Here is a 24,254-nt window from a genome sequence, read left to right on the forward strand (position 1 = left end):
TTTCCTCTTTTCGCGATTGCATTTAGGGGAGCTGCCGGATGTAATCCACGGTTGTTGTATAATCCTCTTGCACCTGCCTGAATAGAGAGAGGGAATCCTCCGTGATCTGCCCGCCCCGCAGCGTCTCAGTCAGCGCGCCGGAGGAGTCACGCAGTCTGGTGAGTCCCAGATTCATGCAGATTCCTTTGAGAGAATGAGCGGACCGAAAGGCTTCCTCCACATCGCCGCTTTTCAGCGCCTCGCTGAGCCGGAGAAAGCTGGGATCGTTGGGAAAGATCGAAAGAAAACGGATGACGCGTTCGGCTTTTCCCATACGCCGCAGCACATCGTCGTAATCGCCTCCAAGCCGTTGGTAAATTTCTTCGATAGACATATATGATCCTCCATTCATGATAAAAGGTCCGCAGCTGCGCCGGACCATGAGATCGCCCTGTGGTCTGACGCTGCGGGGAGCTTTGCAACACTTATTGTAGCGCTTTTGCATAAAAACAGCAAGCCGAACGACGTGAAACAGGGCGATCACCGGGGTGGTATTATATGACAAGGGTCTGCAGGTGAGCCTGTTGTTCAGCAGTCTCCTCCGCAGACCCAATGACGTGGATTTTATTCCGTGTCCGGGAATTTTCTGATTCTGTTATTTCTGTTTTCTTCTCAGCAGTATGCCCAGTCCAGCCATCGCCACACCCGCCCCATAAAACAATGCGGCGTCCAGCCCGCCTGTTTTGGGGAGTTGACCTGTGGGGATGCCGCCTGCCGGAAGTTCTTCGTCAGGGATCAGGATGGATCCGTCTGCGGGATCGTCTCCGACTGCAGGGATCTCGCCGGAGTTTCCACCGGGGATCTCGCCTGCCGGAATCTCCTCGTCGGGAAGATCCACAGTGGGCTCATCCGTGGGCTCATCCGGCCTGGGATCGCGTCCGTGATCCGGGCGGGAAGGATCGGGTCCAGGGACCGGTTTCGGGGTATTCTCTATGGTGATCGTCACCGAGAGGATCCCATTGCCGTATACAACAGGAGTCATCGGATCTGCGGGCAGCTGATAGCCGTCCGGAGCCTTGATCTCTTCCAGCCTGATATTCTGAGCGTCCGCCGGAATGCCCCGGACGAAAGCAGTCCCGTCGGAGCCTGTGGAGACCTTCCAGACGATCTCTTTGCCGCCCAGCTCAAATACGAGGTTGAACTGCGCTCCCTCCAGAGTGATCGCCGCACCGCTGGCGTCCTTAACGGAAGAAACTTTGCAGACAGTCAGCTCTTTATTGTCCTTGCCGGCGGGAGAAGGATTCCACTGCGCGCCCGCGTCCGCTCCGAAGAAATAAATCTTAACGTTCTCGCTGGTTACGGTCTCTTCCGCCCTGATGCCAGCATAGTTTACGGTATTGGCCATAGTCGTGCCTGCTTTGGATGCGTCGATGTCGGCGTGCAGGATCACACGGTAGGCGGAGTATTGTTTCGGCGCGTTTTTTTCTTCCGGCAGCCGGAAGGTAAACGTTCGGGTGGAAGGATGGTAGTTCCAGTGATCTTTCAGTTCTGCGGTCAGATCGCCGCTGGCGATCACCGCATCCCCCGCCACGATATTTCTGACTTTGTCGTTGTTTTTATTTTTTGCGCTGACCTTCAGCTTGTAAATTTCCACATTGAAAGAATCGCCGGTGGTCTGCAGGGTACAGCCCTCGGGCAGTACGTCGGTGATCTCCGGGGCGTCAAAGCCGTTTGCCAGTCCGTCCCGGTTCACGTCCATAGTCCAGTCTACCTCGTAGACTGCTTTGCCGTTCACGAAAGTCTGCTTTCCCACCTTAGAGACGCCTGCAATACTGATCTTCGTCTTGACGCTGGCCTCCGTCTCCACAGGTCTCCCATTTTCGTTGAAAGACAGGGAACAACGGTTTTCAAAGGTCTTATCTTCCGACAGCTGGGTAGGGTCGATCTTCGTCTTTACATAGAGGATGCGGCCGCTGTCAATAGGCTCCCGGAAGGTAAAGGAGACCTGGTTGCCGGAATCCACTACGCTGAGTTTGGCTGGGTTCGCTGGCGCGTCCGACGTCTCAAGCCTGCTCCCCAATGTCATGTAATGGGAATTGCTGGTGGCAGCTCCTCCCTGGTAGAGCTCGTATCCCAGGTAGGAAAAGCCCTCCGGCAGCTCGTCGATGACCACGGGGCCGCCGGTGCCGTCGGCGTTTCCGGACATGTGCCGACCGTCGGCGTTGATCTGCAGCTTCCACCAGAAAGTGTTGTCCGCAGGGTCATAGGGGACTCCCACGCCGTTAGCCCCGCTGGAGTAGGCTTCCTTGGCCAGAAATTTGCTCACAGCCTTGACCTGCGCGGAGTCGCTCACCTCTCTGCCATTGTACGACAGCGTAGCCTTGTTGGTAAAATCTGCGGAATTTGACTCCTTGACAGTCCCCTTTATATTATTCGCCTCGTAGGAACATTCATACACCTTTTTGCCGGTGATCTCGGTGTCGATCTTGAAATGATAGGTCTCACCGTTCATTTCCTTCACGTAGATCGTCAGGACTTTCTTGTCGCCCTCGTCGTCGTAAGTGTACTGCGGCTCTGCTGGGAAGGCGTCGGGGGCGGCGGGCGCCTGAGCGGCGCGTTCCACCGCCTGGGGCGTGGGACTGCTGTCGGACCACCAGGTCAGAGCCCCGGCGGTGGCAGGATCAAACTCGGCCTCCCAGCCGGACTTGGTCAATACTGACGTAAGATCGTCGGTGATCGTGACGCCGCCGGTAAGGACGCTCTTGTTATTGTTGGCGTCGATCTGCCAGGTCAGATGGTGATTTTTCCGATTGTATGATCCCTTCTTTTCAATGGCAGCCTGACTGTATGTGACCTGGACCGTGACGTCTTTGCCGCCGATCTCTCCGCCCGGCCCTCCCGGACCGCCCTGACCGGGGCCGACGGAGCCCATGTCTTCCACTGTGATGTAAGCGGTATTTGTAGTCTTATGATCGCCGCCTGCACCGTTCAGAGACAGCGGAGTGTAGAATTCGATTTTTTGATTACCTGCGGGAACCTCCTTCAGGTGAAAGATCGCCAGATAACGCTCGTCGCCGTCAGACAGGGAGGAGATCTCCCTCTGCACGCCTTCGGGATAGTCGTTGAAATCGGGGAGACTGACGCTTCCCTTTGTCACAGAGACCACCTCGTACCAGTTGCCTGAAGGGGAGCTGGGATCTGTGGTCAGATCGCTGCCGTTCCAGGAGGCGCCGCTCAGCGACCAGCCGGAGCCCGAAGTCACGTCGATCACGCCCAGCTCAGGCGCCAGCAGATCGTAGACCTTTGCGTTGTGCAGCCGCACCGGAGCGCTGATCTTGATCGTCCATCCGATCTCGCGGGCGTGGGCGCCGGTCAGTTTATAATCTCCTGCTTTGGAGAACCAGCCGGCTTCAAACGTCTTGTCGGCTTCTGCGGTGCGCCTGGGAAATCCGGATCCGCCGTCTTTTTCGATGGAAGCCGAATTGGAAACGATCGCTTTTGTTTCTCCCATAGACGATCGAAAAAGCTCGTCGTCCACTGCGGTCTTTATGGTTATTGTGATGGCTTTCGTCAGATCAATGCCGTCGTCTTTCAGCGAAGCGGGAATTTCAAAGGATATACTGCTTCCGGAGACCTGAATGGGGGTCGTCTGCCCGCCATTTGTCATCGAAACGGATTGATTGCCCTGCTTGATGACAAATGCGCCTTCCACAGCAGGATCGAAAGTCAGATGCTCTCCCAGCGTATCGGTGAAGAGGGCACCGTCCAGAGACGCGCTTTTTTGAGGTTCCAGAGTGACCGTCCAGCTGAGCGTCTGCGCGTTGCCGTCGTAATCGCCTGCTTTCTTAGAGATACTGCAGTCGAATGAGTCGTTGTCAATGTTGCTCCAGTCCAGCTTGATCCCTTCATTTCCCAAAACAATATGAGTCTGGGTCGTATCGTGTTTTACAGATTTATCGAAGTGGAAACTCATCCAGAAGGAAGCCGATATGTCTGTTATCTCGCTGATCTTTGCTTCAGCTTTGACCGCGGACACATTCTGCTGCAGCGTCTCTGCGTCCAGAAAATCAAAGGTCACTTCTTTCTTTACAGTGTCCAGTACCGCCTTGCCTATCACAACGGAGTCTTCAAATCCCCCGGGCCGGATGGACAAAGTGTATGAAGCGCCGCTGTCGCTGAGATCGAATACCTTCGCCAGGCTTTCCAGATCCAGCGCGATAGAGCGGCCGGCGATATCTGCCAGGGAGAGATCAGCGTTCAGCTGACATGTATATTTCAGCCCGAAAACCTGCTGCGGGTCGATCCCCTGATCTGGGATTTCGAGAGGCTGGCCTGTCTGAGGCGGCTGTCCCTCGCCGAACAGATCAACTTTTTCTTTTGCGATCTCGATCTCCTTGGGCGTGTATGCATCCACTGCGGCGGTAAAGGCAATACTGCTCATTTCGTTCTCGCCCAGAGAAAACAGGCCGACTTTCGATCTGACTGTGTTCGTAGGCACATCGGTGGTGAGATCGCCCACAAGGGTGCGGAAACGCTGAGACAGGCCCAGATTTGTGCTTTCGCCGCCTTTTTCTGCACCGTCGCTGCTGCCGTTGCTGTCAGAGCTGACGCCGGTGTCGCTGGACCCGTTGCCCTTGCTGTCAGAACCGACGCCGCCGTCGCTGGACCCATTGTCATTGCTGTCGGAGCCTACGCCGGTGTCATTGAACCCGCTGTCGTTGCCGCCAGAACCGACGCCGCCGTCGCTGGACCCATTGTCATTGCTGTCAGAGCCTACGCCGGTGTCACTGGACCCATTGTCATTGCTGTCAGAGCCTACGCCGCCGTCGCTGGACCCATTGTCATTGCTGTCGGAGCCGACGCCGCCGTCGCTGGACCCGTTGTCATTGCTGTCGGAGCCTACGCCGGTGTCACTGGACCCGTTGTCATTGCTGTCGGAGCCTACGCCGGTGTCGCTGGAACCACTGTTATTGTTGTCGGAACCGACGCCGTTGCTGCCGTTGTCGTCCGGCCCGCCGGTCTCTGTATCTCCCGGGCCCACCGCCTCAGAGGTCGTATGCATGGAACCGCTGGTGGTCACTGTGTCTCCCACCGCACTGTCCGTTGTTGTGGAGGACTGCAGATCCTCCACAACCGGTGCCGGCTGTTCAGTCTCCGGCAGCGTATCCATCAAAACCTGAGAAGTGACATGTTCAATACGGGAGGAAGGGATGTCTTCATTTTCGTACAGGGCGCGGACAGAGACTTCAACTGCGCTTCCCCTGTTCAGGCCGACGATGATCACGTCATAGGCATCCTCTTCACTGCTGCTTTTCGTCTTATTTTCTCTATATGCGGCGATATAAACAGTTTCGCCGTCCCGGACGAGAACGTCGCAGACCTCATAACCGGACAGCGCGTCGTCAAGCGCTGTAAAGTCTGTCAGGCTGTCATAGCTCAGCCCCGCCGCTTTCGTTACTTTTAAGAACCAGTCGCTCTCATCCGGCCCGCCTGCGATGGCTGCGGAGAGGTTAAAACTGAGGTCTCCGCCATCCCAAGTCAGCGAGGACTCCCGACCGGCCGCGTGGACCGGCAGGTAACCGGCGTTGCCGATCATCATCAAAAGGGCTAATAACAACGCGGCTTTCTTCTTTAACCGCAGCCAGGTATTCTTCATTTGATCTACACTCCTTTATGTGTCTGTATGCATGTTTGGAAACAAACAGCCAATTCGCCTTCAGTTGGCAGCAGCACGCAAGTTTCCGCGTGCGGGCTCCTGTCAGCTGAAGGTAAAATACTTTCATTCATTGCAGCTTCATTATTTCACCGCGGAGTTAGAAGCCGGTCACAAATTATGGAATTCCGGCGCAAAGCAGAAGATTGTGCGCATTTTTTCTGTTTTCTGAGTGAAACAAGGCCCAATATCCCTTTGATAAAAGGGAAAGCCGGGGAAAATTCCCAAAGAAAAGCAAGTGCGTCCTTGCCAACGGAAGGCGATGTGGTAAGATAGGAATAAGAGTGTACAAAGAGGAGGGACATATGACAGAATTGCATCTGGAAGAGATGAAAGAAAAGTTACCCTTGCTTGATCCGCTGATGAAGGCGGAGGAGATTTTCTGGCTGAATCCGAACAGCGGAAAAAGGGCGGATCATCCGTTCGATGAAAGCGACGTGGCCCAGGTGGAGGCGCGGCTGCAGAGATTTGCAGCGTATATCCGCACTGCCTTTCCGGAGACAAAAAGATCCGGCGGCATCATCGAGTCACCGGTGGCGGAGATCCCGCATATGCGGGAGGCGCTGGAAAAAAAATACGGTGCGGAGATCCCGGGCCGGCTGTTTTTAAAATGCGACAGCGAGCTTCCAGTGTCCGGTTCGATCAAGGCCAGGGGAGGAATTCATGAGGTTTTGAAGTTTGCCGAGGAGATCGCCTTTGAGAAGGGTATGCTGACGAAGGAAGACGATTATGCGATCCTGGCGGAAGACCGCTTCCGGGAGCTGTTTTCCCATTACAGCGTGGCGGTGGGGTCCACGGGAAATCTGGGGCTTTCCATCGGGATCATCAGCGCGAAACTGGGGTTTCGCGTCACTATCCACATGTCCGCCGACGCCCGCCAGTGGAAGAAAGATATGCTGCGGGAAAAGGGGGCCGTGGTGGTGGAGTATCCGGACGACTACCAGAAGGCTGTGGCAGAGGGCCGCAGAGAGGCCGCGAAAGATCCCATGTGTCATTTTGTGGACGATGAAGGGTCCCCCGATCTGTTTCTGGGTTATGCCACTGCAGGCAGGCGGCTGGAAAAGCAGCTGACAGATATGGGGGTGACTGTGGACGCAGACCATCCCATGTTTGTCTATCTGCCCTGCGGCGTGGGCGGCGGCCCGGGAGGCGTGGCCTTCGGACTGAAACAGGTATACGGCGGGAACGTTCACTGCTTTTTCGCAGAGCCCACCCATGCGCCCTGTATGGCCCTGGGTATGATGACTGGCCTGCACGACGGCATCGCCTGCAGCGATGTGGGCCTGGATGGGAAAACTGCTGCGGACGGCCTGGCGGTGGGGAGAGCGTCCAGACTGGTGGGCAAGATCATGGAGACGGAGCTGGACGGCGTGTTCACAGTGGAAGACGAGGAGCTTTACCGCCTGTTGGCAATACTGGCGGATACGGAAAATCGTTATATCGAACCATCCGCCTGCGCGGGATTTCCCGGGCCCGTCCAGGCGGCAAAGGCGTCGGAATATCTGACGGCCCTGGGCCTTGCAGATAAGATGGAGCAGGCAGTCCACGTGGTATGGGCCACAGGGGGAAGCATGGTTCCGGAGACCGAGATGCAGGGATATTACCGAAAAGGTAAGTCGCTGCTGTAAGTGCCGCCGGCTTTCCGCCGCGGCTATGCCGAAGATGATGCGGCCTCTGAAGCGGCAGAAAGTGATAAGCAGCCATCCAGCCGAATAAAAAGGAAGCCTCCCGCATAAGGTATAAAAACTTTATGCAGGAGGCTTTTTATGAATTGCAGACCTTTTGAGACACAACCGCTGCCCTATCCTTATGACGGGCTGGCGCCCTATATCGACGCGGAAACGCTGCGGGTGCATCACGATGTATTATACAAACGCTACGTGGATAAACTGAATACGGCCCTTGAAAAATACCCGGACTATTATTGTTACTCTCTGGAAGAGCTCATACTTGGCAGTGCATGGCTGCCTGCGCCGATCTCAGAGACAGTGCACGATCAGGCCGGCGGCGCGTTCAACCACCAGTTTTATTTCAACACCATGGATCCTGCGCCCAACGACTTGCCCAAAGGCGGCCTGAAGTCGGCCATCGACGGCACTTTCGGCAGTTTTAATGAGTTCAGGAAAGCGTTTAAAGAAAAAGGAATGGAGGTTTTCGGATCGGGATGGACCTGGCTTTGCATGGATCCCCGCGGCGGTCTGAAAATCATCAATACGGCCAATCAGGACACACCCTTCGGCGTGGGACTGCATCCGATCATCTGCGCCGATATATGGGAACACGCTTATTTTCTTCAATACAAGGCGGCCAGAGATCAATACCTTGAAGCCTGGTTTGAGGTTGCTGACTGGAAGAAAGCAGGGAAGACCTACGATGAGCTCAGCCGCTGCTTCCAAGCGTAAGAACAGAAATCTTGCTGCTTCAGCTATGCTTAAAATGCTCTACGACCTGTTTCAGTTCGCCCAGTGTGGAGATCTCTACTCCCGACTCGTTCAGACGGTCCTGGATGGTCTTGGGCAGCGACAGATAATAATCGCGAAGTTCGATTTTATCAAAGTAGTAGCTCGGCATGGCGTCGCCTCCTTTCCTGATTTGTTTCTTTGCAGAAAATACTTTTCCAAAGGAAACAGCTTTACAGTTAGTATATCCAGCATGCAGCCCAATATGTGACAGAGTATTCCGCAGCGTCGCTGCGCAAACTATCTGCGGGGCTAATTTTTCAGCGAAAAGCAAGCGGCATGCAGTGCGCAAAGAGTGAGATCCGGCGGGGCTTAGCCCAGCGGCTGGAGAAGCTCGGCGGCTTGTAGAAACGGAGGGAAACGTATGGATATGGGAGATCTAACATCGAGACAGATCGGAGAGATCATGGCCGGCGGCCTGTTGAGAGCAGAGGAAGCTCTGATGAACGGAGGAAGTCCACACGGAGCGGGCACGGCGACCGGCGGAGCTTCTGCCGGAGGCGGCATGATGTTCGGCGGCCGCACCGCGAGTCAAAATCAGCTGGCTGCTATGGGGAAGGCAGCCATAGCAGGGATAAGCGAAGCGGACAAAGGGACGATCCCATCTACGATCAAAAATCAAAATCTGGGACACAATTCTAAAATAGTCGGACTGGGACCCAATACGAAGCAGAAGTGAACGCCTCAGGGCTGTTGATGCTCGAAAGACAGGGGATATCAGACAGCGCCCATTGGTTCAATGGGAGAAGTAATATCGAAGCAAGCGGCATAGTCAATTTTGGCTATGCCGTTTTGCGTTTCGCTGGTATTCGGCAGTTCAACCACACCGATACAGTTGAAGATGTTTTATGCTATCCCTTGGCAGGTGTAAAGGCTGATTGACAAATTGCCAACAGCAGTTGGTTGCCTTTCTATCCTTGCATTTGCTATTATTTTGGTGTTGAAGTGATAAACATGGAGCAAATACATAAGGAGGCGGTGCAATGAATTTTAATGAAAGGTTATTAGAACTAAGAAAGTCGAAAGGGTTGTCGCAGGATGAACTGGGGGAAAGGCTGGGCGTTTCTCGTCAAACAGTTTCAAAATGGGAGTTGGCTCAAAGTTATCCCGATTTTCAGAGGTTAGTGCTGTTGAGCGACTACTTTGGTCTAACGCTTGATGAACTTGTTAAGGGAATCAATGTACAGGAAGTAAGAGATAAAAATTTAGCGGACGAGCACATTACGGAAATTTATGACGATATTAAAAATGCGAAATCAGTAGTCAGCACTATTTTTAACGGACTCGCTATATTTGGCGGTATCAGCATAGTAATATTATTCGTGATCATCTTTGTCTTGAGATGATGATGGATCAATGCAAAAGACGGGCTGTCAGCTTGCCGCCGGCAGTCCGTCTTTTGATGTGCATTACATTCCGATCAAAAGCTGTCCGATCATACTTCCTTATTGGGTGTCAGCCTTGGTGCGCCGTCCTTTTTCATACGGAAGATCTGGATCTTTTCAGATCGGCATTTAACGATACATGGTGTGAAGGGCCTTCAGCAAGACCTTCGGGTCCTTGCGGTAAGGCGTGACCGGACAGATCTCCTTCGTGATGCCGAACAGGGTGTAGACCGCAATCCGAGCGGCCCGCACGGAATATTCCTCTGTAAAGACCATATCTTCGGGGATCTCAACAAACTGACTCACCATGGCGAAATTGGTGCTTCCCTCGGGCACTACCTGCGGACGGTCTTTCATAGCTCTCGGCATAAATTGTGCATCCACATAAGGCATGAAGCAGGGGATTACGTTTATCACATCCTCGCGGATCTCGTCCCAGCGGTCCTCCCAGTGCATCTGACAGATCCACTCATAGAGAATTTCCTCGCCTGTGCAATCGCGCATGGGCTTTTTTACGTAGTCGCCGGGGCGGTCGGTATAGAGAGCATAACCCCAGAATATGGTGGTATCTGCATCCTGAGTCTTGAAGTGAGGCTGAGCGGCCACCACGGTGCTCATGAGCCAATTGGAATCCTTCAGCGTCATCAGGGCGCCGCTGCCTGGGATGTTTCCGGAAAATTCTTCGATCATCTTGAGCAGTTTGTCTCCGCGGCAGGTGACTGTGAAGCTCTGCCAGTTGCTGAGCTCCGCGTCTCCGAAGAAGGGCTCCGGGTTCCCCAGACCAGGTTTTTTGGCTGCGATCTTTGCCCACAGTTCACCGGAAATAGGACGCTGTTCGGGCGCGGGGGCCGGAGTATTCCAGTCTCCCAGCGTGGCGCTGTCCGTCATGCAGGCATTGGTCATAATGCACACGTCGCTGGAGCGGAGCCTGATCTCAGTGCCGTCGGAGAGGACCAGGGTGTTGACCGTGATCCCGTTTCCCTCGTCGAAGAACATGTCAGTGACTGTGGTATTTGTATGGAACGTCACGCCTTTCTTTTCCAGCCAGGTCTTCAGGGGCAGGATCACGCTTTCATACTGATTGAAGCGGGTACGCGTAACGCCCTCCAGTGTCTGGATCCGGGAAAACTCCAGGATCATACGGTTCATGTAGCGCCGCAGCTCAAAGAGACTGCTCCATTTCTGGAAGGCAAAGGTCGTCTGCCACATATACCAGAAATGCGTTTCGAAGAAATGGGGGCCGAACCAGTCGGTGATCTTCAGATTGTCCAGCTTTTCCTCCGGCGTAGCCAGAAGCTTCAGCAGGGCAAGACGGTCCTCGTTATTGAATTTCATGTGATAGACATCCAGTTTCCGACCGTTGCGATCCACTACGCGGGCCTTGGCACAGGTGGGATGGGCATGGTCGAAATCCAGGATCTCCTCCGTTACGCTGCAGTTGGGCCGTTCCAGTGAGGGGATGGAGGAAAACAGCTCCCAGAAGTTTTCATACGTCTCCTCGTTGAGCATGCGTCCTCCCCGGCAGACGAAGCCGTCCTGCGGAGTCCCGGAGCCGTCGTTGCTGCCGCCGAGCACGGGCATGCCTTCGTATACGATAATATTTTCTCCGTTAAAATTGGCGTCTCTGATGAGATAAGCTGCTGCGGCCAGCGTGGCCAGGCCGCCGCCCACCATATAAGCTTTGGTGTCGCCGTAATCCCGCGAGCGGATCTCTTCTTCATTGGCCTGCAAAACTGCGGCCTTCCTGGTTTGGGCCGCCCGATTCAACAGATACGCCGCGCCCGCCGCTGCCGTACCCGCCGCCAGCGCGGCGCCGATTTTTTTCTTCTTATCCATACGTCTTCCTCTCTCTTCTTTTTCGCCTGACTCTGTGTTCCCGCAGACGATCTGCTGATAAAATTGTATCACAGCAGAGAGGATCCGTCGACTGTTTTATTCAGTTTTGGAGTCTGCGTGCCGGAGAGACGGAAACTGACAGGATTCGATCGGGCCGCCAACGGCGTACGGCGCGCGGCTGTGGGAACCGTACGAAATGCTTTGCAGAGGAGGGGATCAGCAGTATTTGGCCATAAACTCGTCCGCCTTTTGGATCAGCGCATAAGCCTGCCCTTCAGTCTCCTTATACTCCAGTTGTTTTTCGTCCCACATTTTCTGCAGGGCTTCCATGCCGTTTTCCCTCATAAAAGCTTTCAGCCTGTCCATGTCGGGAGGGATGCAGACAAAATCGATCAGCCGAAAGACCATGGTATTCAGCGCGTCGTGCAGTTCGCGGCCTTCCACCAATGCAGAGGGGGAACCGGCAGTCGGCAGCCGCATCATGCGTTCCATTCGCTGCACTTCAAAGATCAACATGGTCTTCGACTGTCGAAATACCGATTCGGCGGCGGCGAATCGGGCCAGCAGGTATGTTTCAGAGTCCGTACCGTCTACAGGGAGCGTACTTCTGACATCGATGTTGTGGATCATGTAGGGGGCCGGAAATTCCTGCACTGTGCCGGGTTCTTCGTCGTCCGTATGAACAATGGGCACCTTCCTGTTGTAGCCCGGCGGCGTGTTGCCTTTGAGCAGCTCAACTTTATCGTCGGCCAGCCGAAAACGATAATTGAGCATGTCGATGATCTCTGTGGTCTTCCGGTTGAGAATGTCCAGATTGTCGTCCACCCGTTCAAAACGCTCGCCGATCTGGTCAAAGCGCTTGTCGATCTTGGCAAATCTGGTCTCCATACGCCGGAAATTCTTTTCCGTTTCCTTCTTGAAAGCCGCCAGACCTGTCTCCAGGGCGTCCACTCGTCCTTCCAGACAGTCCACGCGCTGTTCCAGGTGCTCTATGCGCTCTTCCAGACGAACCATGCGCTCATCCAGTTGCACCATGCGCTGTTCCAGGTGCTCCAGCCGCTGCCCGATCTCCTCCAGCCTGCCGCAGATGGCATCCATACCGGTCAGCAGATCGGCCTTGAGCTCAATGAACATCTCCTTAAATTCCTGATCCATTTTCATTCCTCCTCTCGTATTCCCTTAATTTTAATAATATGGGAATAAATATATAGAAAAAGGTATAAAAAAAGAGATCGCCTTGTTGCGGTCTCTTTTGATCCAATTTTACCATAATTTAACACGATAAGTCAAGGGTTTTCGAAAAATAAACGAAAAGAATAATAGAAAACCTTCGACAGGCGCAGGGAACAGACGGTATAATTTAAAAGGAGAATTCGCCGCGTTTGAAAACACATGGACATGCGGGAAGGGAGCGGAGAGCGGCCGGCGGATCGATTATTGTGAAATGGAGGCGGACAGGCATATGAAATTTTATATTGTAGATGCATTTACCGAGACCCTGTTTGGTGGAAATCCGGCGGGAGTGGTCATACTAAGTGAGGGAGCCGGTTTTCCGGAGGATGAGACGATGCGGAAGACGGCGGCGGAGCTGCGGTATTCGGAGACGGCGTTTATCCGCCGAACGGGAGAACGGGAGTTTAATATCCGTTATTTTACACCGGCAGCGGAGGTGGACCTCTGCGGCCACGCCACGGTGGGTTCGTTCTGTGCGCTGGCAGACGCGGGCATTGTAACGCCCGGTTCAACGTATATTAACGATACGCTGGCTGGACGCCTGCAGATCGAGGTGGGCAGCGGTTCGGTTCTCATGGAGATGGGAAAGCCGGAGTCTCTGGGATCTATGAAAAACGCCGATGACGTGGAGGAGCTGTACCGGATCATGGGGATCTCCGCTGCGGGCCAGGGGATCGTCGCCGGGGAAAAGAAGCCGGGGGAGATCCTGCTGCCGGAGCTGGTGTCCACAGGACTTCCGGATATTATGATGCCGGTGGCGGATCAGGCGGCGCTGTCAGCCATCAAACCGGACTTTCCGGCTTTATCGGCGCTGTCGGAGCGCTATCAGGTGACGGGCGTTCACGCGTTTACCGTAAACGCGGAGGACGGAGCGGTCCACTGCAGGAATTTTGCGCCGCTCTACGATATCGACGAGGAGGCCGCCACCGGCACGTCAAACGGCGCGCTTACTTATTATTTGTATAAGTACGGTCTCATCGCTGAAGACGCTGAGAATGTTTTTGTTCAGGGCGAAGCCATGGACCGTCCTTCCCGCATAACCAGCCGGCTGTCCGTCAACGGCGGCGCTGTGAGGATCCAGGTGGGCGGCAGCGCAAAGGTCCTGGCCAGGGGCGAAATATTTTTATAACACAGGAAATATCGTCCGTTGGTAGTTCCGAATGGTTCAAAAAGGTTGCCCTGTGAAAGTGGCCCCAGGGCGGATCATGTTTTCCCTGTGAAGTGAACCTGCATTATGAAGGCGAGCTCCCAGGGCGAATAAGGCTCCGAAGGAGGCTTTTATATAAAGAGATCTCGCCGGCGGGCTGTGAGGCGCGAAGCAGCGGGGATCCAGTGTAAAAACGGAGGTCATGCATGTTTTCTGTGGACGATCTGAAACTGAGCAGCGTGGATTATATCGTCATTATCGACAAGGATTTTTCCGTGCTCTACAATGGGAGATACGTTGAGAAGTTACGTTTGGATCAGGTGCCGGAGCCCGAAAAGGGCTTTGAAGTCAAATCCTTTTTTGAGATGTATCCGGAGGTGGACCGGGAAAAGAGCTCCGTGGTGGAAACCATGGGCACAGGCAGGATGACGGTCCGCAAGTTTCAGAATTTTACCGACTGCTGGGGAGGAAGCTACTGCGCTCACAATATCACCATTCCCATCGTGCATGACGGGGAGATCTGCGGTGTGGTGGAGCTGTCAAAGGATGTGACTTCTCTGTCCTCCGCGGAGGAGGATCTGGAGCGGGCCACCCGCGCCTTCGACCTGGATGTGGAGGTGCTGCGCCGGGAGATGGAAGTGATCACCTTCGACAGCATCCTCACCGTCAGCGAGGAAATGAAAAATACGATCCGCAAGGCCAGGATCCTGGCCAGGCTGCCCAATCCCACCCTGATCTACGGACAGACGGGAACGGGGAAGGAATTGTTTGCTCAGGCCATGATCCACGACAGCGGTCTGCCGAAGCAGAAGGTGGTCATCCAAAACTGCGCGGCTGTTCCGGAAGGCCTGATGGAATCCATCCTGTTCGGTACGGTGAAAGGCGCCTACACGGGCGCCGAGACCCAGAAGGGATTGTTTGAGCAGGCGGACGGAGGAGTTCTGTTTCTGGATGAGCTCAGTTCCATGCCGTATCACGTTCAGGGCCAGTTGCTGCGCGTACTGCAGGATGGAACGTATCGTCCTGTGGGAAGCGGGGCTGAGAAGCAGGCGGCGGTGAAGATCATCGGGGCTATGAATGTGGATCCCATACGGGCGATCGAGGAAAAAAAGCTGCGCAGCGATCTGTTCTACCGTTTTACCAGCAGTATGATCACATTGCCGTCTCTGAAGGAAAGGCGGGAAGATATTCCGTTTTATACCGAGCACTACATCAAACAGTATAACCGCGTGTACAACAGGAACGTACAGGGACTGAGCGGGGAGCTGCAGGATTTTCTCCAGCGCTACGATTGGCCCGGAAATGTGCGGGAGCTGAAGCATCTGGTGGAATCCATGGTGAGTTTTTCAGGGAGAGAGGTCCTGACGATGAAGGACCTGCCGCCGTATATGCGAGAGAGCATGCGCATGGCGGAGGAATCGGCAGGGGATAGGACCTCTGCACTCCCCGGGCGTCCCATGAATCAGGAAGACCTGGTCTCCTGCGCGGTGGACTGCTTCCGCTCTCAGGAAAACCCGGACATCAACGGCTTTTTGAGAGAGACGGAAAAGCAGTGCATCCTGGAAGCGCTGCGGCGCACGGGGGGAAACAAAACCAGAGCGGCCGCCCTGTTGGGCCTGCCGCGGCCCACACTGATCTACCGAATGGAAAGTATGAACATCGAGGAATAGACAGCACTGACTGACGGAGGTAAAGGATGGTTTTTGGCGTTGATGAACTGAAGCTGAACAGCGTGGATTATATCGTGATCGTCAACCGCGACTTTTCCATTGTATATAACAGCCGCTACGACCCCAGGATCAAGCTGGAGGCAAAGGACTCCAAGCGGACTTACATGGCCAAATCCTTTTTTGAGGCGTACCCCACGATCAACCGCAAGGACAGCACGGTTCTGGAGTGCATGTCCACAGGCGAGGTGGTGGTACGTAAATTTCAGCGGTTTACGGATTACTGGGGAAAGAGCTTCTGCACTCACAATGTGACGCTGCCCGTGATCCGCAACGGAGAGATCTGCGCCGTTATCGAGCTGGCGAAGGACGTGTCCACTGTAAATGACGTGGAGAATGAGCTGGATGAAGTGACGGCCCGTTTCGACGAGGATGTGGAGAAGCTCCGCCGGGCGGTGGAGGATATTACCTTCGACAGTATTCTCACCGTAAGCGAGGAGATGAGAAACAACATTGAGAAGGCAAAGATCCTGGCCCGCCTGCCCAACCCCACGCTGATCTACGGGGAGACGGGAACGGGAAAGGAATTGTTTGCCCAGGCCATGATCCACGACAGCGGCGTGCCAAGAAATAAGGTCATCATCCAGAACTGCGCGGCTGTGCCCGATGGACTGATGGAGTCCATTCTGTTCGGCACCGTAAAAGGGGCTTACACCGGAGCGGAAAACAGCAGAGGACTGTTCGAGCAGGCCGACGGCGGCGTTCTGTTTCTCGACGAGCTGTCCTCCATGCCGTATCAGGTGCAGGGGCAGCTGCTGCGGGTGCTGCAGGACGGGACCTTTCGGCCGGTGGGGTGTCAGAGGGAGAAGCAGGTCAGCGTAAAGATCATCGCCGCAATGAACGTGGAACCCATGAAGGCGATCAAGGAGAAACTCCTTCGGGACGACCTCTTTTATCGCTTTACCAGCAGCATGATCACACTTCCCGCGCTGCGGGAACGGAAAGAAGACATACCGTTTTATTTGAATCATTACATCGGTTATTTCAGCCGGGTGTACAACCGCAGGATCAGGGAAGTGAGCCCTTCCCTGCAAAAGCTGTGCGAAAGCTATGATTGGCCGGGAAACGTGCGGGAACTGAAGCATCTGGTAGAAGCCATGGTAGGCTTTTCGAAGGATGAGACGCTGGATGTGAGAGGACTGCCGTCCTACATGTTCGAGGCGGTCTACACGCCGGAGGCGGCGGAACGGAGCCTGTCCGGCTATCAGAAAGAGAAGACGCCCACTCTGGCGGATCTGTCCGGCTGCCTGGCGAAAACGTTTCAGGAACAGGGTTACGAGTCGATGAACGCATTTCTGAGAGATACGGAGAAGCGCTGCATCGAGGAAGCGCTGAAACGGTATAAGGGAAACTGTGCGCGGGCCGCTGATTTTTTGGGCATACCCAGGCCCACGCTTGTTTACCGCATGGAAATTCTGGGCGTAGACAGGAATCAGGTGATCCGGAAAGAATGAATGCAGTACACGGGGCTCAGGGTACCGTCACCGGCGCTGTCTCGCAGGTCCACTTGTGGGCGCCCGTATCGACCACGTATTTTCCATAATATATGCCCGATCCTTCCGGGTGATATTCAAACCGGCTTTGGGGGCCGGCGGGGCGGACTGCCGTCAATTCGTGGTTTTTGTATACATACCAGGTGTACTGTGCGTCGGGAAACCGGTCCGCGTCGATCTTCACGTCCATCCGCAGTACGCCGTCTTGGGCTGTCAGAGAGCTTTCCTGTTCGATGAGGAAATTCACCACTGCTATGCCGTCGATGAGCTTCACGGAATCACTTTCCGGCCAGACGCCCATTTGTTTATATTCTTTCGTTTCTTTGATCTCGTTGATCTGCCCCATGGTGGCTCCGGTCAGGGGCACGCCCAGGGAATTCTTCATGATGGCGATCCCTTTCTGTGTAACTGTGGATTCTGCTCCCATCCCATGATTCAGTCCTGTAAACTTCCCCCAGAGACCCTGATCGTCAATGATCCGGTCGGAATAGAGGGACGTATCGTCTCCGTAGGGGACCACCGTCCGGTCTGAGAGAATGGCCACAGGCATATCTGTCTCGTAGCCGGGCAGCGACTCGATCCGCTCCAGCACCCGGTTGTAAAAGGCGGTCGTATACTCGTAATACAGAGAGATCTTCGAATAATACAGATTGGTGTGCACCACAAAGCTCCAGGAAACGGCCAGCGTGGAGAGCAGCAGGACCCAGCTGAGGAGAACGGAGACGCGGGACAGCTTCTCTTTCTTTTTTTCGTCTTCTCTCCGGCTGCAGCGGCAGTCAAGCTCCCACAGAGCCGTAGGCGCCGTAAAGATCAGAACCAAGGCGTAGGCGTTCAGGGCGGAGGCGTCTGCCTGCGGGGCGGCAAAATCCACCACATCCACGCAGAAAGGCAGCAGGGCGAGCAGCGCCGCGGCGAGAAGGCCTCTGATCATTCCTGAAGGCGAGGGATCCCGCAGGATCAGACGGATGAGCAGTATGGCTGCAGCCAGTACACAGATCCAGTAAAATACTACGACGGCGCGGTCTGCTCCAAAGAAATCCCTGCCTGTCAGGAAACCGAAAACCCGTTCGTATGTTTTCTGAAACAACGGCAGGATCTCTTCTCTTTTGATCTCCCCCATGGAGTCGATCCCCTTATACGCGCTCAATTCCGTTCCCGTCAGCCGCAGGCAGAGGTTCAATACAGCCATGTAGCCGGCCACGCCGCCGGCTCCCATCACCGCGTACCTGCCCAGGACGGCCGCGCAGTCTGCTGGCCGCCTTTGACGGTCCAGCAGAAGCAGGGCCAGAGAACAGGCGCAGAGCCCCATGGCGTAGGCCAGGTAGGACTGATATTGGCCCATGGAGTAGGCCAGAGCCGGAATGCCGGCAAGGAATCCCCAACGGTACCCCTTTGTGACCCAGACCGCCAGGGCGGAAAAAAACAGGGCGAGGACATACTGCTCCACGCCGTAGATATAGCCGAAGGAATAGGCCAGAGAGGGAAAGGATACCACCGCCAGCGCCGTAAGCATGACGGACGACGGCTTTTCGATGTTCAGCACCGATACGGTGAGGCAGACTGTCAGCGCCAGGAAAATGATCGTGAAGAAAAACAGCACGCCGGGAAGCGGCCAGGCGGATGAAAATTTAAAACCGTCCGCCCATCTTCCCTGGGCCAGATTCCAGACCGGCGGCAGGATCCTGTGCAGGTCGTCCTCGTTTGTAAATCGTCCAGTAAAATAGTAGAGATGCGTCAGGGCGGCGAAGATCAGCCCGGAGATGAACGCCAGCTTTCCCCGCGGCGTAATTCCAGCGGAGATCTGCCGCAGCACGTCCTCCGGCGTAAGTTTCCATAGATTCTCTCTTGATCCATCGTTATGCGTATCCATTACCCGTGGGCCCCCTTTCTCTATTTTTTCCCGCTGTGGGATGGCTTTTCTGCATGGGTCAGTATACCACGGCGGCTGCTCTTATTTTTTCTCATAATGACGTTTTTACATTCTGGTTTCTGGGCTGAAAGCAGGAAAAAAGTATTTTTCTGTGAGGACAGGGGGAATAAAGCTGTTGGATATCTGTCAAGAATTCATAAAAACGTCAGGTTCCTGACGGCAGTTAGCTCAAAAAACGTTGAAAATTTGACGATGGATAAAAGGCGACGGAGTAAGTCTTAATTTTCTTAAAAAAGGGGAAAGAAATCAAAAATAATTATGGGATTTTTACAGAATTGCCGCAAAATTTATGATGGCATGGTATTTGCGAATACTAAGAAACTGTAATGATATTATCACATCTATTTCAAAGAGTCCAGGAGAAAGGTCCGGCACACATCGGCCCTTTCCGGGAAAATGAAAGGAGGGACTCTATCTATGGAATTAGCGATTGTGAACGGGAAATGCCATACGATGGACGACGCCGGTACAGTAGTGGAAGCGATCGCCATGAAGGACGGCCGTATCACGGCGACGGGAACCAGTGAAGAGATCCGCGCTGCGGCAGGGCCGGAAGCGGAGATCATCGATCTTGGCGGAAAAACTGTGGTGCCCGGATTTAACGACAGCCACATGCATCTGCTGAGCTATGGACACAGCAAATCCATGGCGTATCTGGATGACTGCGGCAGCATGGACGAGTTGATCGAAACGGTGAAAAAACATATCGCTGAAAACGATATTCCCGCAGGGGAATGGGTGGAAGGCAGAGGATGGAATGAAACGGACTACCCGGAGGGACGTCTGCCCAACCGCCACGATCTTGACAAAATATCGGAAGATCACATGATCGCCCTGGGAAGATCCTGCAGCTTTATCTGCGTGGTCAACACGAAGACGCTGAAAGAGCTGGGACTTTACGACAATCCGCCCAAGCGGGAAGTTGGCAGCGTGGAAGTGGACGAGAACGGCGTCCCCACAGGCGTGTTCATCGGAGAAGCCACTCAGGAGATCTACAGCAGGATCCCCAAGCTGGGCGTGGAAAAGATCAAGAAAGCCATTGTAAAGGCGTGCAACGACTATTTGACGGCGGGTATCACCTCTGTCGAAACAGACGATTTTGAGCTGACCAGAGCAGGGAGCTTCCAGGAGATCCTGCAGGCTTACTTTGAGCTGGACAGAGACGGCGAGCTGCCGTTGCGCATCTATAAGATGCTCTATCTGCCCGAAAAGAAACTTATGGAAGAATTTTTCAAGATGGGTCTGAAGACCGGAGACGGCAGCCCCTTCTTCCGCATTGGAGCCTTCAAGCTGATGGCGGACGGTTCTCTGGGAACCAGATGCTCCGCGCTGCTTGAGCCCTACCACGACGATCCCTCCACTCTGGGAGAAAATATTTTCCCGCAGAAGGAGCTGAACGAGATGACGCGGATGGCCTATGATCACGGCCTGAACGTAGTCATGGACGGCATGGGAGACCGGGGCATCTATATGGCGCTGAAAGCGTTCGAACCGATCGTAACAGAGAACAGAGGCAAGGATCTGCGCTTTGGCATCGACCACTGCCAGATCACCACGGAGGGATTGATCGAGGAATACGCCAGACTTGGCGTAGTAGGCGGTCTGGAGCTGGTGTTTGTGAAATCGGATATCGAGATCGCCGCAGACCGCGTGGGGGATCACAGAGCGTCTCTGTCCTATAACTGGAAACGGTTCCTGGACAACGGCGTACATATTGCGGCGGGCTGCGACAGCCCGGTAGAGGATTTCAACCCCATGTACGGAATCGACGGAGCTGTCAACCGCAGAGACTGGAGCGATCTGCCGGAAGAAGGCTGGTATCCGGAGCAGTGTCTCACTGTGGAACAGGCCGTAAGAGCTTACACGACGGGTTCTGCTTACGCTTCCTTTGAAGAAGATGTAAAGGGTTCTCTGGAGGTGGGCAAATACGCCGACATGGCGGTGCTCTCGGAGGATATCTTTGCCATTGACAAGAAAAAGATCAAGGATGTAAAGGTAGAAAAGACCATTCTTGACGGAAAAGTTGTTTTTGACCGCGCGTCTGCTGCAGAATAAGGAAGGAGTTTAATGATGGGAAACAATAATGAACATTTCAAAATAGAGGATCTGGTCGCGCCCAGCGGCGGTATGAAGCGGGACATGGGACTCTTTAAGGCTATCGGTCTGATGGCCGGACTGATGATCGGTTCCGGTATTTTCTACGTAGGAGCGTTTGTACTGGACTACATCCAGCTCTCCACGGGCTGGGCTCTGGTGGCGTGGGTGATCGCCGGTCTGTTCTCTCTCTGCGCCGGCCTGTGCTACGCGGAAATGGGAACGGCCATGCCGAAATCCGGCGGTTCTTATATCTATCTGACAGCGGCCTATGGACCGTGTCTGAGCTTTACCATGGGCTGGACAGATTTCTGGATCTGCCAGAACGGCTCCATCGCCGCTCTGGGTCTGGGCGTTGCCAGCTATCTGTGTCCGCTTCTGGGCATTGAAGGCATCGGCGTTTCTCTGGTGGCCGTAGCCGTGGTAGTGGTCCTGTCCCTGGTCAACATGATGGGCGTAAATGAGGGAAGCACGGTCTCCACGATCCTGCTGGTACTGAAACTGGCTGTGATCGCCTTCATCATCGGCGCGGGCCTGTTCTACAGCGGCGGCACCGGCGACGGCGTCAGCTTCGCATTCGCGGGAGGCAATTTCATCGGAGCGATCTCCATGGCCGTAGTAGCCGCACTGTGGGCCTTCGACGGCTGGACCTCCGTCTGCATGGTTGCAGAGGAGATCAAAGAGCCCCAGAAGAATATCCCGAAAGCGGTCGCTATCTCTCTGGGCGGCATCACTTTGCTGTACGCTGTATTCAATCTGGTCATCATGAAGATCCTGCCGGCGGCTCAGATCGCCAGCGCGGACAACGCTACCTTCGATGCGGTGGAAGTGATGTTCGGCAAAGGCGCAGCTATTTTCCTGACCGTGGGGATCATCCTCTCCATCCTGGGATCGGCCAACAGCGCCATCCTGGCTTATCCGAGAGAATACTACGCCATGGCGAAGGATAAGAGATTCTTCCCCATCTTCGGCAAGCTGAACAAGAAGACCGGCACGCCGATCAACTCCCAGATCATCACCATGATCTACGCCAGCATCATCTGCTTCTTCGCGGACTTCCAGGAGCTGGTCAACATCGCGGTTCTGGCTACATGGATCTACTACACGCTGAGCGTTTCCGCCGTATTCGTACTGAGGAAAAAGTATCCCAATATCGAGAGACCGTACAAGGTTACGGGATATCCGGTAATGCCTGCGCTGGTGATCATCTTTGCCATCATCATGCTGGCTGCAAACTTTATCTCCGACCCCAAGACTGTAATCGGTCTGCTGATCCCGCTGTCCGGTCTGCCGGCATACTTTATCTTCCAGTGGTACTTCAAGAAGCACCCGATTAAAGATTTTGACTAGGAGAATTTATGGAACTGATATTAGTTAACGGAAAGATCAAGACGCCGGAAGGCTTTGCCCAGGCGGTCGCCGTGGAAAACGGCCGCGTGGCGCGGGTCGGCGCCAGCGATGAAATACTCGCGCTGAAAGAGGAGAAAACAAAGGTCGTGGATCTGGGCGGCAAGCTGGTGCTGCCCGGACTCAACGACAGCCACATGCACTTCCTGAATGTGGGGTACTTCTCTCAGAGCCTGGATCTGGGCGGCACAAAGTCGCTGGAGGAGGCTGTGGAGCTTGCTAAAAAGTTTCTGGAAGAGAAGCAGCTGCCTCCCGGAAAGTGGCTGGAAGCCAACACCTGGAACGACGATAATTGGGCGGAAAAACGCTTTCCCACGAAGGAGGATCTGGACCGGATCTCCACGGACCGTCCCGTGCTGTTCGTGCGGGTCTGCGGACATATTTCCGTGGTCAACTCCAAAGGTCTTGAGCTGATCGGGATCCACAAAGGAATGGATCAGCCTAAAGAAGGCGAGTTCGTAGTGGACGAAAACGGCGAGCCCACCGGCGTGCTGAAGGAAATGATGTACAGGGTCTACGAATCCATCCCCAACCCGACGGTAGAGGATATTAAGAAAATGCTGCTGGACACCTGTGAGGAAGCGCTGAAGGTGGGACTTACTTCAGTGCAGACCGACGACTTCGAGAGTATTCCGGGCAACAATCTGGACGATGTGATCCGGGCCTACACGGAGCTGACTGCGGACGGCAAACTGCCCCTGCGGGTATACGAACAGTGCGCGCTGCCCAGCAGGGCCAGATACAAGCTCTTTGTAGATCACGGCTACCGCAGCGGACAGGGCAACGAGTTCTTCCGACTGGGACCCATTAAGCTGTTCTGCGACGGTTCTCTGGGCGCGAGGACGGCCTGGCTCTCAGAACCGTATTCCGACGATCCATCGACCTGCGGATTCGGCATCTATGACGATCCCGCAGAGCTCTTTGAGCTGGTGGAAAAAGCGCATAAGGCCGGAATGGCCGCGGCCATCCACTGTATCGGAGACGCGGCGGCGGAGCAGGCGGTGGAAGCGATCGAGAGAGCAGTGAAAAAATATCCGGAGACGAAGCTGAGACACGGTATCGTACACGCGCAGATCCTCAATCCCCAGCTGATGGAGAAGATCAGGGAGCTGGATATCATCGCATACATTCAGCCGATCTTCATCGAGTACGATCTCCATATGGCGGAGAGCAGAGTGGGAAGCGAGAGGATCAAGTACAGTTATAACTGGAAAGATCTGCTGAAAAGCGGCGTGCGGATCCCCTTTGGGACCGACTGCCCGGTGGAAAGCTTTGATCCCATGCCCAACATTTATTCCGCGGTGACCCGAAAAGATCTGGAAGGCCAGCCGGAAGAAGGCTGGTACAAGGAGCAGGGGCTGACGCTGGAGGAGGCCGTCGCCGCTTACACGGAAATGCCGGCCTATGCGTCTTATGAGGAAAACATCAAGGGAAAGATCGCGCCGGGCTTTCTGGCCGATTTCACCGTGCTGGAACGGGATCTCTATGAGATACCCGCCGATGAGATCAAGGATGTGAAGACGGCTATGACCATCGTGGACGGAAAGATCCGTTACGAGAGGGGAAACGACAGATAAGAGAAAAGATCGATCGGTAATTGAAGGAGCGCTGCAAAATAAATATTGCGGCGCTCCTTTTTCAGTTTTTTGCCGCTGTCCTCCGCCGGGCTTTTCCCAGCGGCGATCTTTGTTTTTTCCTGAGAGGGAGGACTGGATATCCGGGGCAGGACGAGCTGCGGCGTAAAAAACTTTACCCATAAGACGGGGGAAGACGGTATAATAAACAATGCGGCTCGATCTGCGTTCATTTGTTCGGGGATGGCCGCTGAGTGCAGACAATAAAGGAAAACAG

At 54.6% G+C, this 24,254-nt stretch carries 16 protein-coding genes; 10 read left to right on the plus strand and 6 right to left on the minus strand.

Going from position 1 to position 24,254, the window contains the following annotated elements:
- Positions 1–22: 22 nt before the first annotated feature.
- Complete coding sequence (locus E0E37_RS07180) at positions 23–373, minus strand: Hpt domain-containing protein (RefSeq protein WP_130862366.1); 351 nt, start codon at positions 371–373, stop codon at positions 23–25.
- Between the two features lie 261 nt (positions 374–634).
- Positions 635–5,635, minus strand: coding sequence for a SpaA isopeptide-forming pilin-related protein (locus tag E0E37_RS07185; protein ID WP_130862367.1), 5,001 nt, complete (start codon positions 5,633–5,635; stop codon positions 635–637).
- 362 nt (positions 5,636–5,997) lie between these two features.
- Between E0E37_RS07185 and E0E37_RS07190 the strand changes: the two genes are divergently transcribed.
- Both E0E37_RS07190 and E0E37_RS07195 read left to right on the plus strand, forming a co-directional pair.
- Positions 5,998–7,320 carry a D-serine ammonia-lyase gene (locus E0E37_RS07190; protein WP_130862368.1) on the plus strand — a complete coding sequence of 441 codons (1,323 nt, stop codon included), beginning with the start codon at positions 5,998–6,000 and terminating at the stop codon, positions 7,318–7,320.
- A 138-nt stretch (positions 7,321–7,458) separates the two neighbouring features.
- Positions 7,459–8,094, plus strand: coding sequence for a superoxide dismutase (locus E0E37_RS07195; protein WP_130862369.1), 636 nt, complete (start codon positions 7,459–7,461; stop codon positions 8,092–8,094).
- Between the two features lie 19 nt (positions 8,095–8,113).
- On the opposite strand, the gene E0E37_RS18535 is transcribed toward E0E37_RS07195, so the two are convergent.
- The gene (locus E0E37_RS18535) at positions 8,114–8,263 is read right to left on the minus strand and encodes a hypothetical protein (protein WP_165445256.1); all 150 of its coding nucleotides are present in this window, start codon (positions 8,261–8,263) and stop codon (positions 8,114–8,116) included.
- Positions 8,264–8,515: 252 nt separating this feature from the next.
- Between E0E37_RS18535 and E0E37_RS07200 the strand changes: the two genes are divergently transcribed.
- Together E0E37_RS07200 and E0E37_RS07205 are read left to right on the plus strand one after the other, a co-directional pair.
- Positions 8,516–8,830, plus strand: coding sequence for a hypothetical protein (locus E0E37_RS07200; protein WP_130862370.1), 315 nt, complete (start codon positions 8,516–8,518; stop codon positions 8,828–8,830).
- A 304-nt stretch (positions 8,831–9,134) separates the two neighbouring features.
- Entirely contained in the window at positions 9,135–9,497 is a 363-nt protein-coding gene (locus E0E37_RS07205; protein ID WP_130862371.1) for a helix-turn-helix domain-containing protein, read from the plus strand.
- Between the two features lie 168 nt (positions 9,498–9,665).
- Here E0E37_RS07205 and E0E37_RS07210 read toward each other — a convergent pair whose 3' ends face one another.
- On the minus strand, positions 9,666–11,372 hold the full coding sequence (locus E0E37_RS07210) for an oleate hydratase (protein WP_130862372.1): 1,707 nt from the start codon (positions 11,370–11,372) through the stop codon (positions 9,666–9,668).
- A 216-nt stretch (positions 11,373–11,588) separates the two neighbouring features.
- Positions 11,589–12,527 (minus strand): hypothetical protein, encoded by a 939-nt coding sequence (locus tag E0E37_RS07215; RefSeq protein ID WP_130862373.1) that lies wholly within the window; start codon positions 12,525–12,527, stop codon positions 11,589–11,591.
- Between the two features lie 307 nt (positions 12,528–12,834).
- On the opposite strand from E0E37_RS07215, the gene E0E37_RS07220 reads away from it, so the two are divergent.
- The 3 genes from E0E37_RS07220 to E0E37_RS07230 all read left to right on the plus strand — a co-directional run bounded on the left by E0E37_RS07220 (position 12,835) and on the right by E0E37_RS07230 (position 16,933).
- Positions 12,835–13,734: a PhzF family phenazine biosynthesis protein gene (locus E0E37_RS07220; protein ID WP_130862374.1), complete on the plus strand. Its 900-nt coding sequence runs from the start codon at positions 12,835–12,837 to the stop codon at positions 13,732–13,734.
- 224 nt (positions 13,735–13,958) lie between these two features.
- On the plus strand, positions 13,959–15,422 hold the full coding sequence (locus E0E37_RS07225) for a sigma-54 interaction domain-containing protein (RefSeq protein WP_130862375.1): 1,464 nt from the start codon (positions 13,959–13,961) through the stop codon (positions 15,420–15,422).
- Between the two features lie 26 nt (positions 15,423–15,448).
- Positions 15,449–16,933, plus strand: a complete 1,485-nt coding sequence (locus E0E37_RS07230; RefSeq protein WP_130862376.1) for a sigma-54 interaction domain-containing protein — start codon at positions 15,449–15,451, stop codon at positions 16,931–16,933.
- A 16-nt stretch (positions 16,934–16,949) separates the two neighbouring features.
- Here the strand turns inward: E0E37_RS07230 and E0E37_RS07235 are convergent, their stop codons facing one another.
- Positions 16,950–18,842 carry a glucosyltransferase domain-containing protein gene (locus tag E0E37_RS07235; RefSeq protein WP_130862377.1) on the minus strand — a complete coding sequence of 631 codons (1,893 nt, stop codon included), beginning with the start codon at positions 18,840–18,842 and terminating at the stop codon, positions 16,950–16,952.
- Between the two features lie 477 nt (positions 18,843–19,319).
- On the opposite strand from E0E37_RS07235, the gene E0E37_RS07240 reads away from it, so the two are divergent.
- The 3 genes from E0E37_RS07240 to E0E37_RS07250 are packed head-to-tail and all read left to right on the plus strand — an operon-like array spanning position 19,320 to position 23,980.
- Entirely contained in the window at positions 19,320–20,957 is a 1,638-nt protein-coding gene (locus tag E0E37_RS07240; RefSeq protein WP_165445257.1) for an amidohydrolase, read from the plus strand.
- Between the two features lie 12 nt (positions 20,958–20,969).
- The gene (locus E0E37_RS07245) at positions 20,970–22,346 is read left to right on the plus strand and encodes an APC family permease (RefSeq protein WP_130862379.1); all 1,377 of its coding nucleotides are present in this window, start codon (positions 20,970–20,972) and stop codon (positions 22,344–22,346) included.
- An 8-nt stretch (positions 22,347–22,354) separates the two neighbouring features.
- Positions 22,355–23,980: an amidohydrolase gene (locus E0E37_RS07250; protein ID WP_130862380.1), complete on the plus strand. Its 1,626-nt coding sequence runs from the start codon at positions 22,355–22,357 to the stop codon at positions 23,978–23,980.
- Positions 23,981–24,254 lie beyond the last annotated feature (274 nt).

The sequence above is a fragment of the Bacilliculturomica massiliensis genome, from assembly GCF_900605495.1.
GTDB lineage: Bacteria > Bacillota > Clostridia > Peptostreptococcales > Anaerovoracaceae > Bacilliculturomica > Bacilliculturomica massiliensis.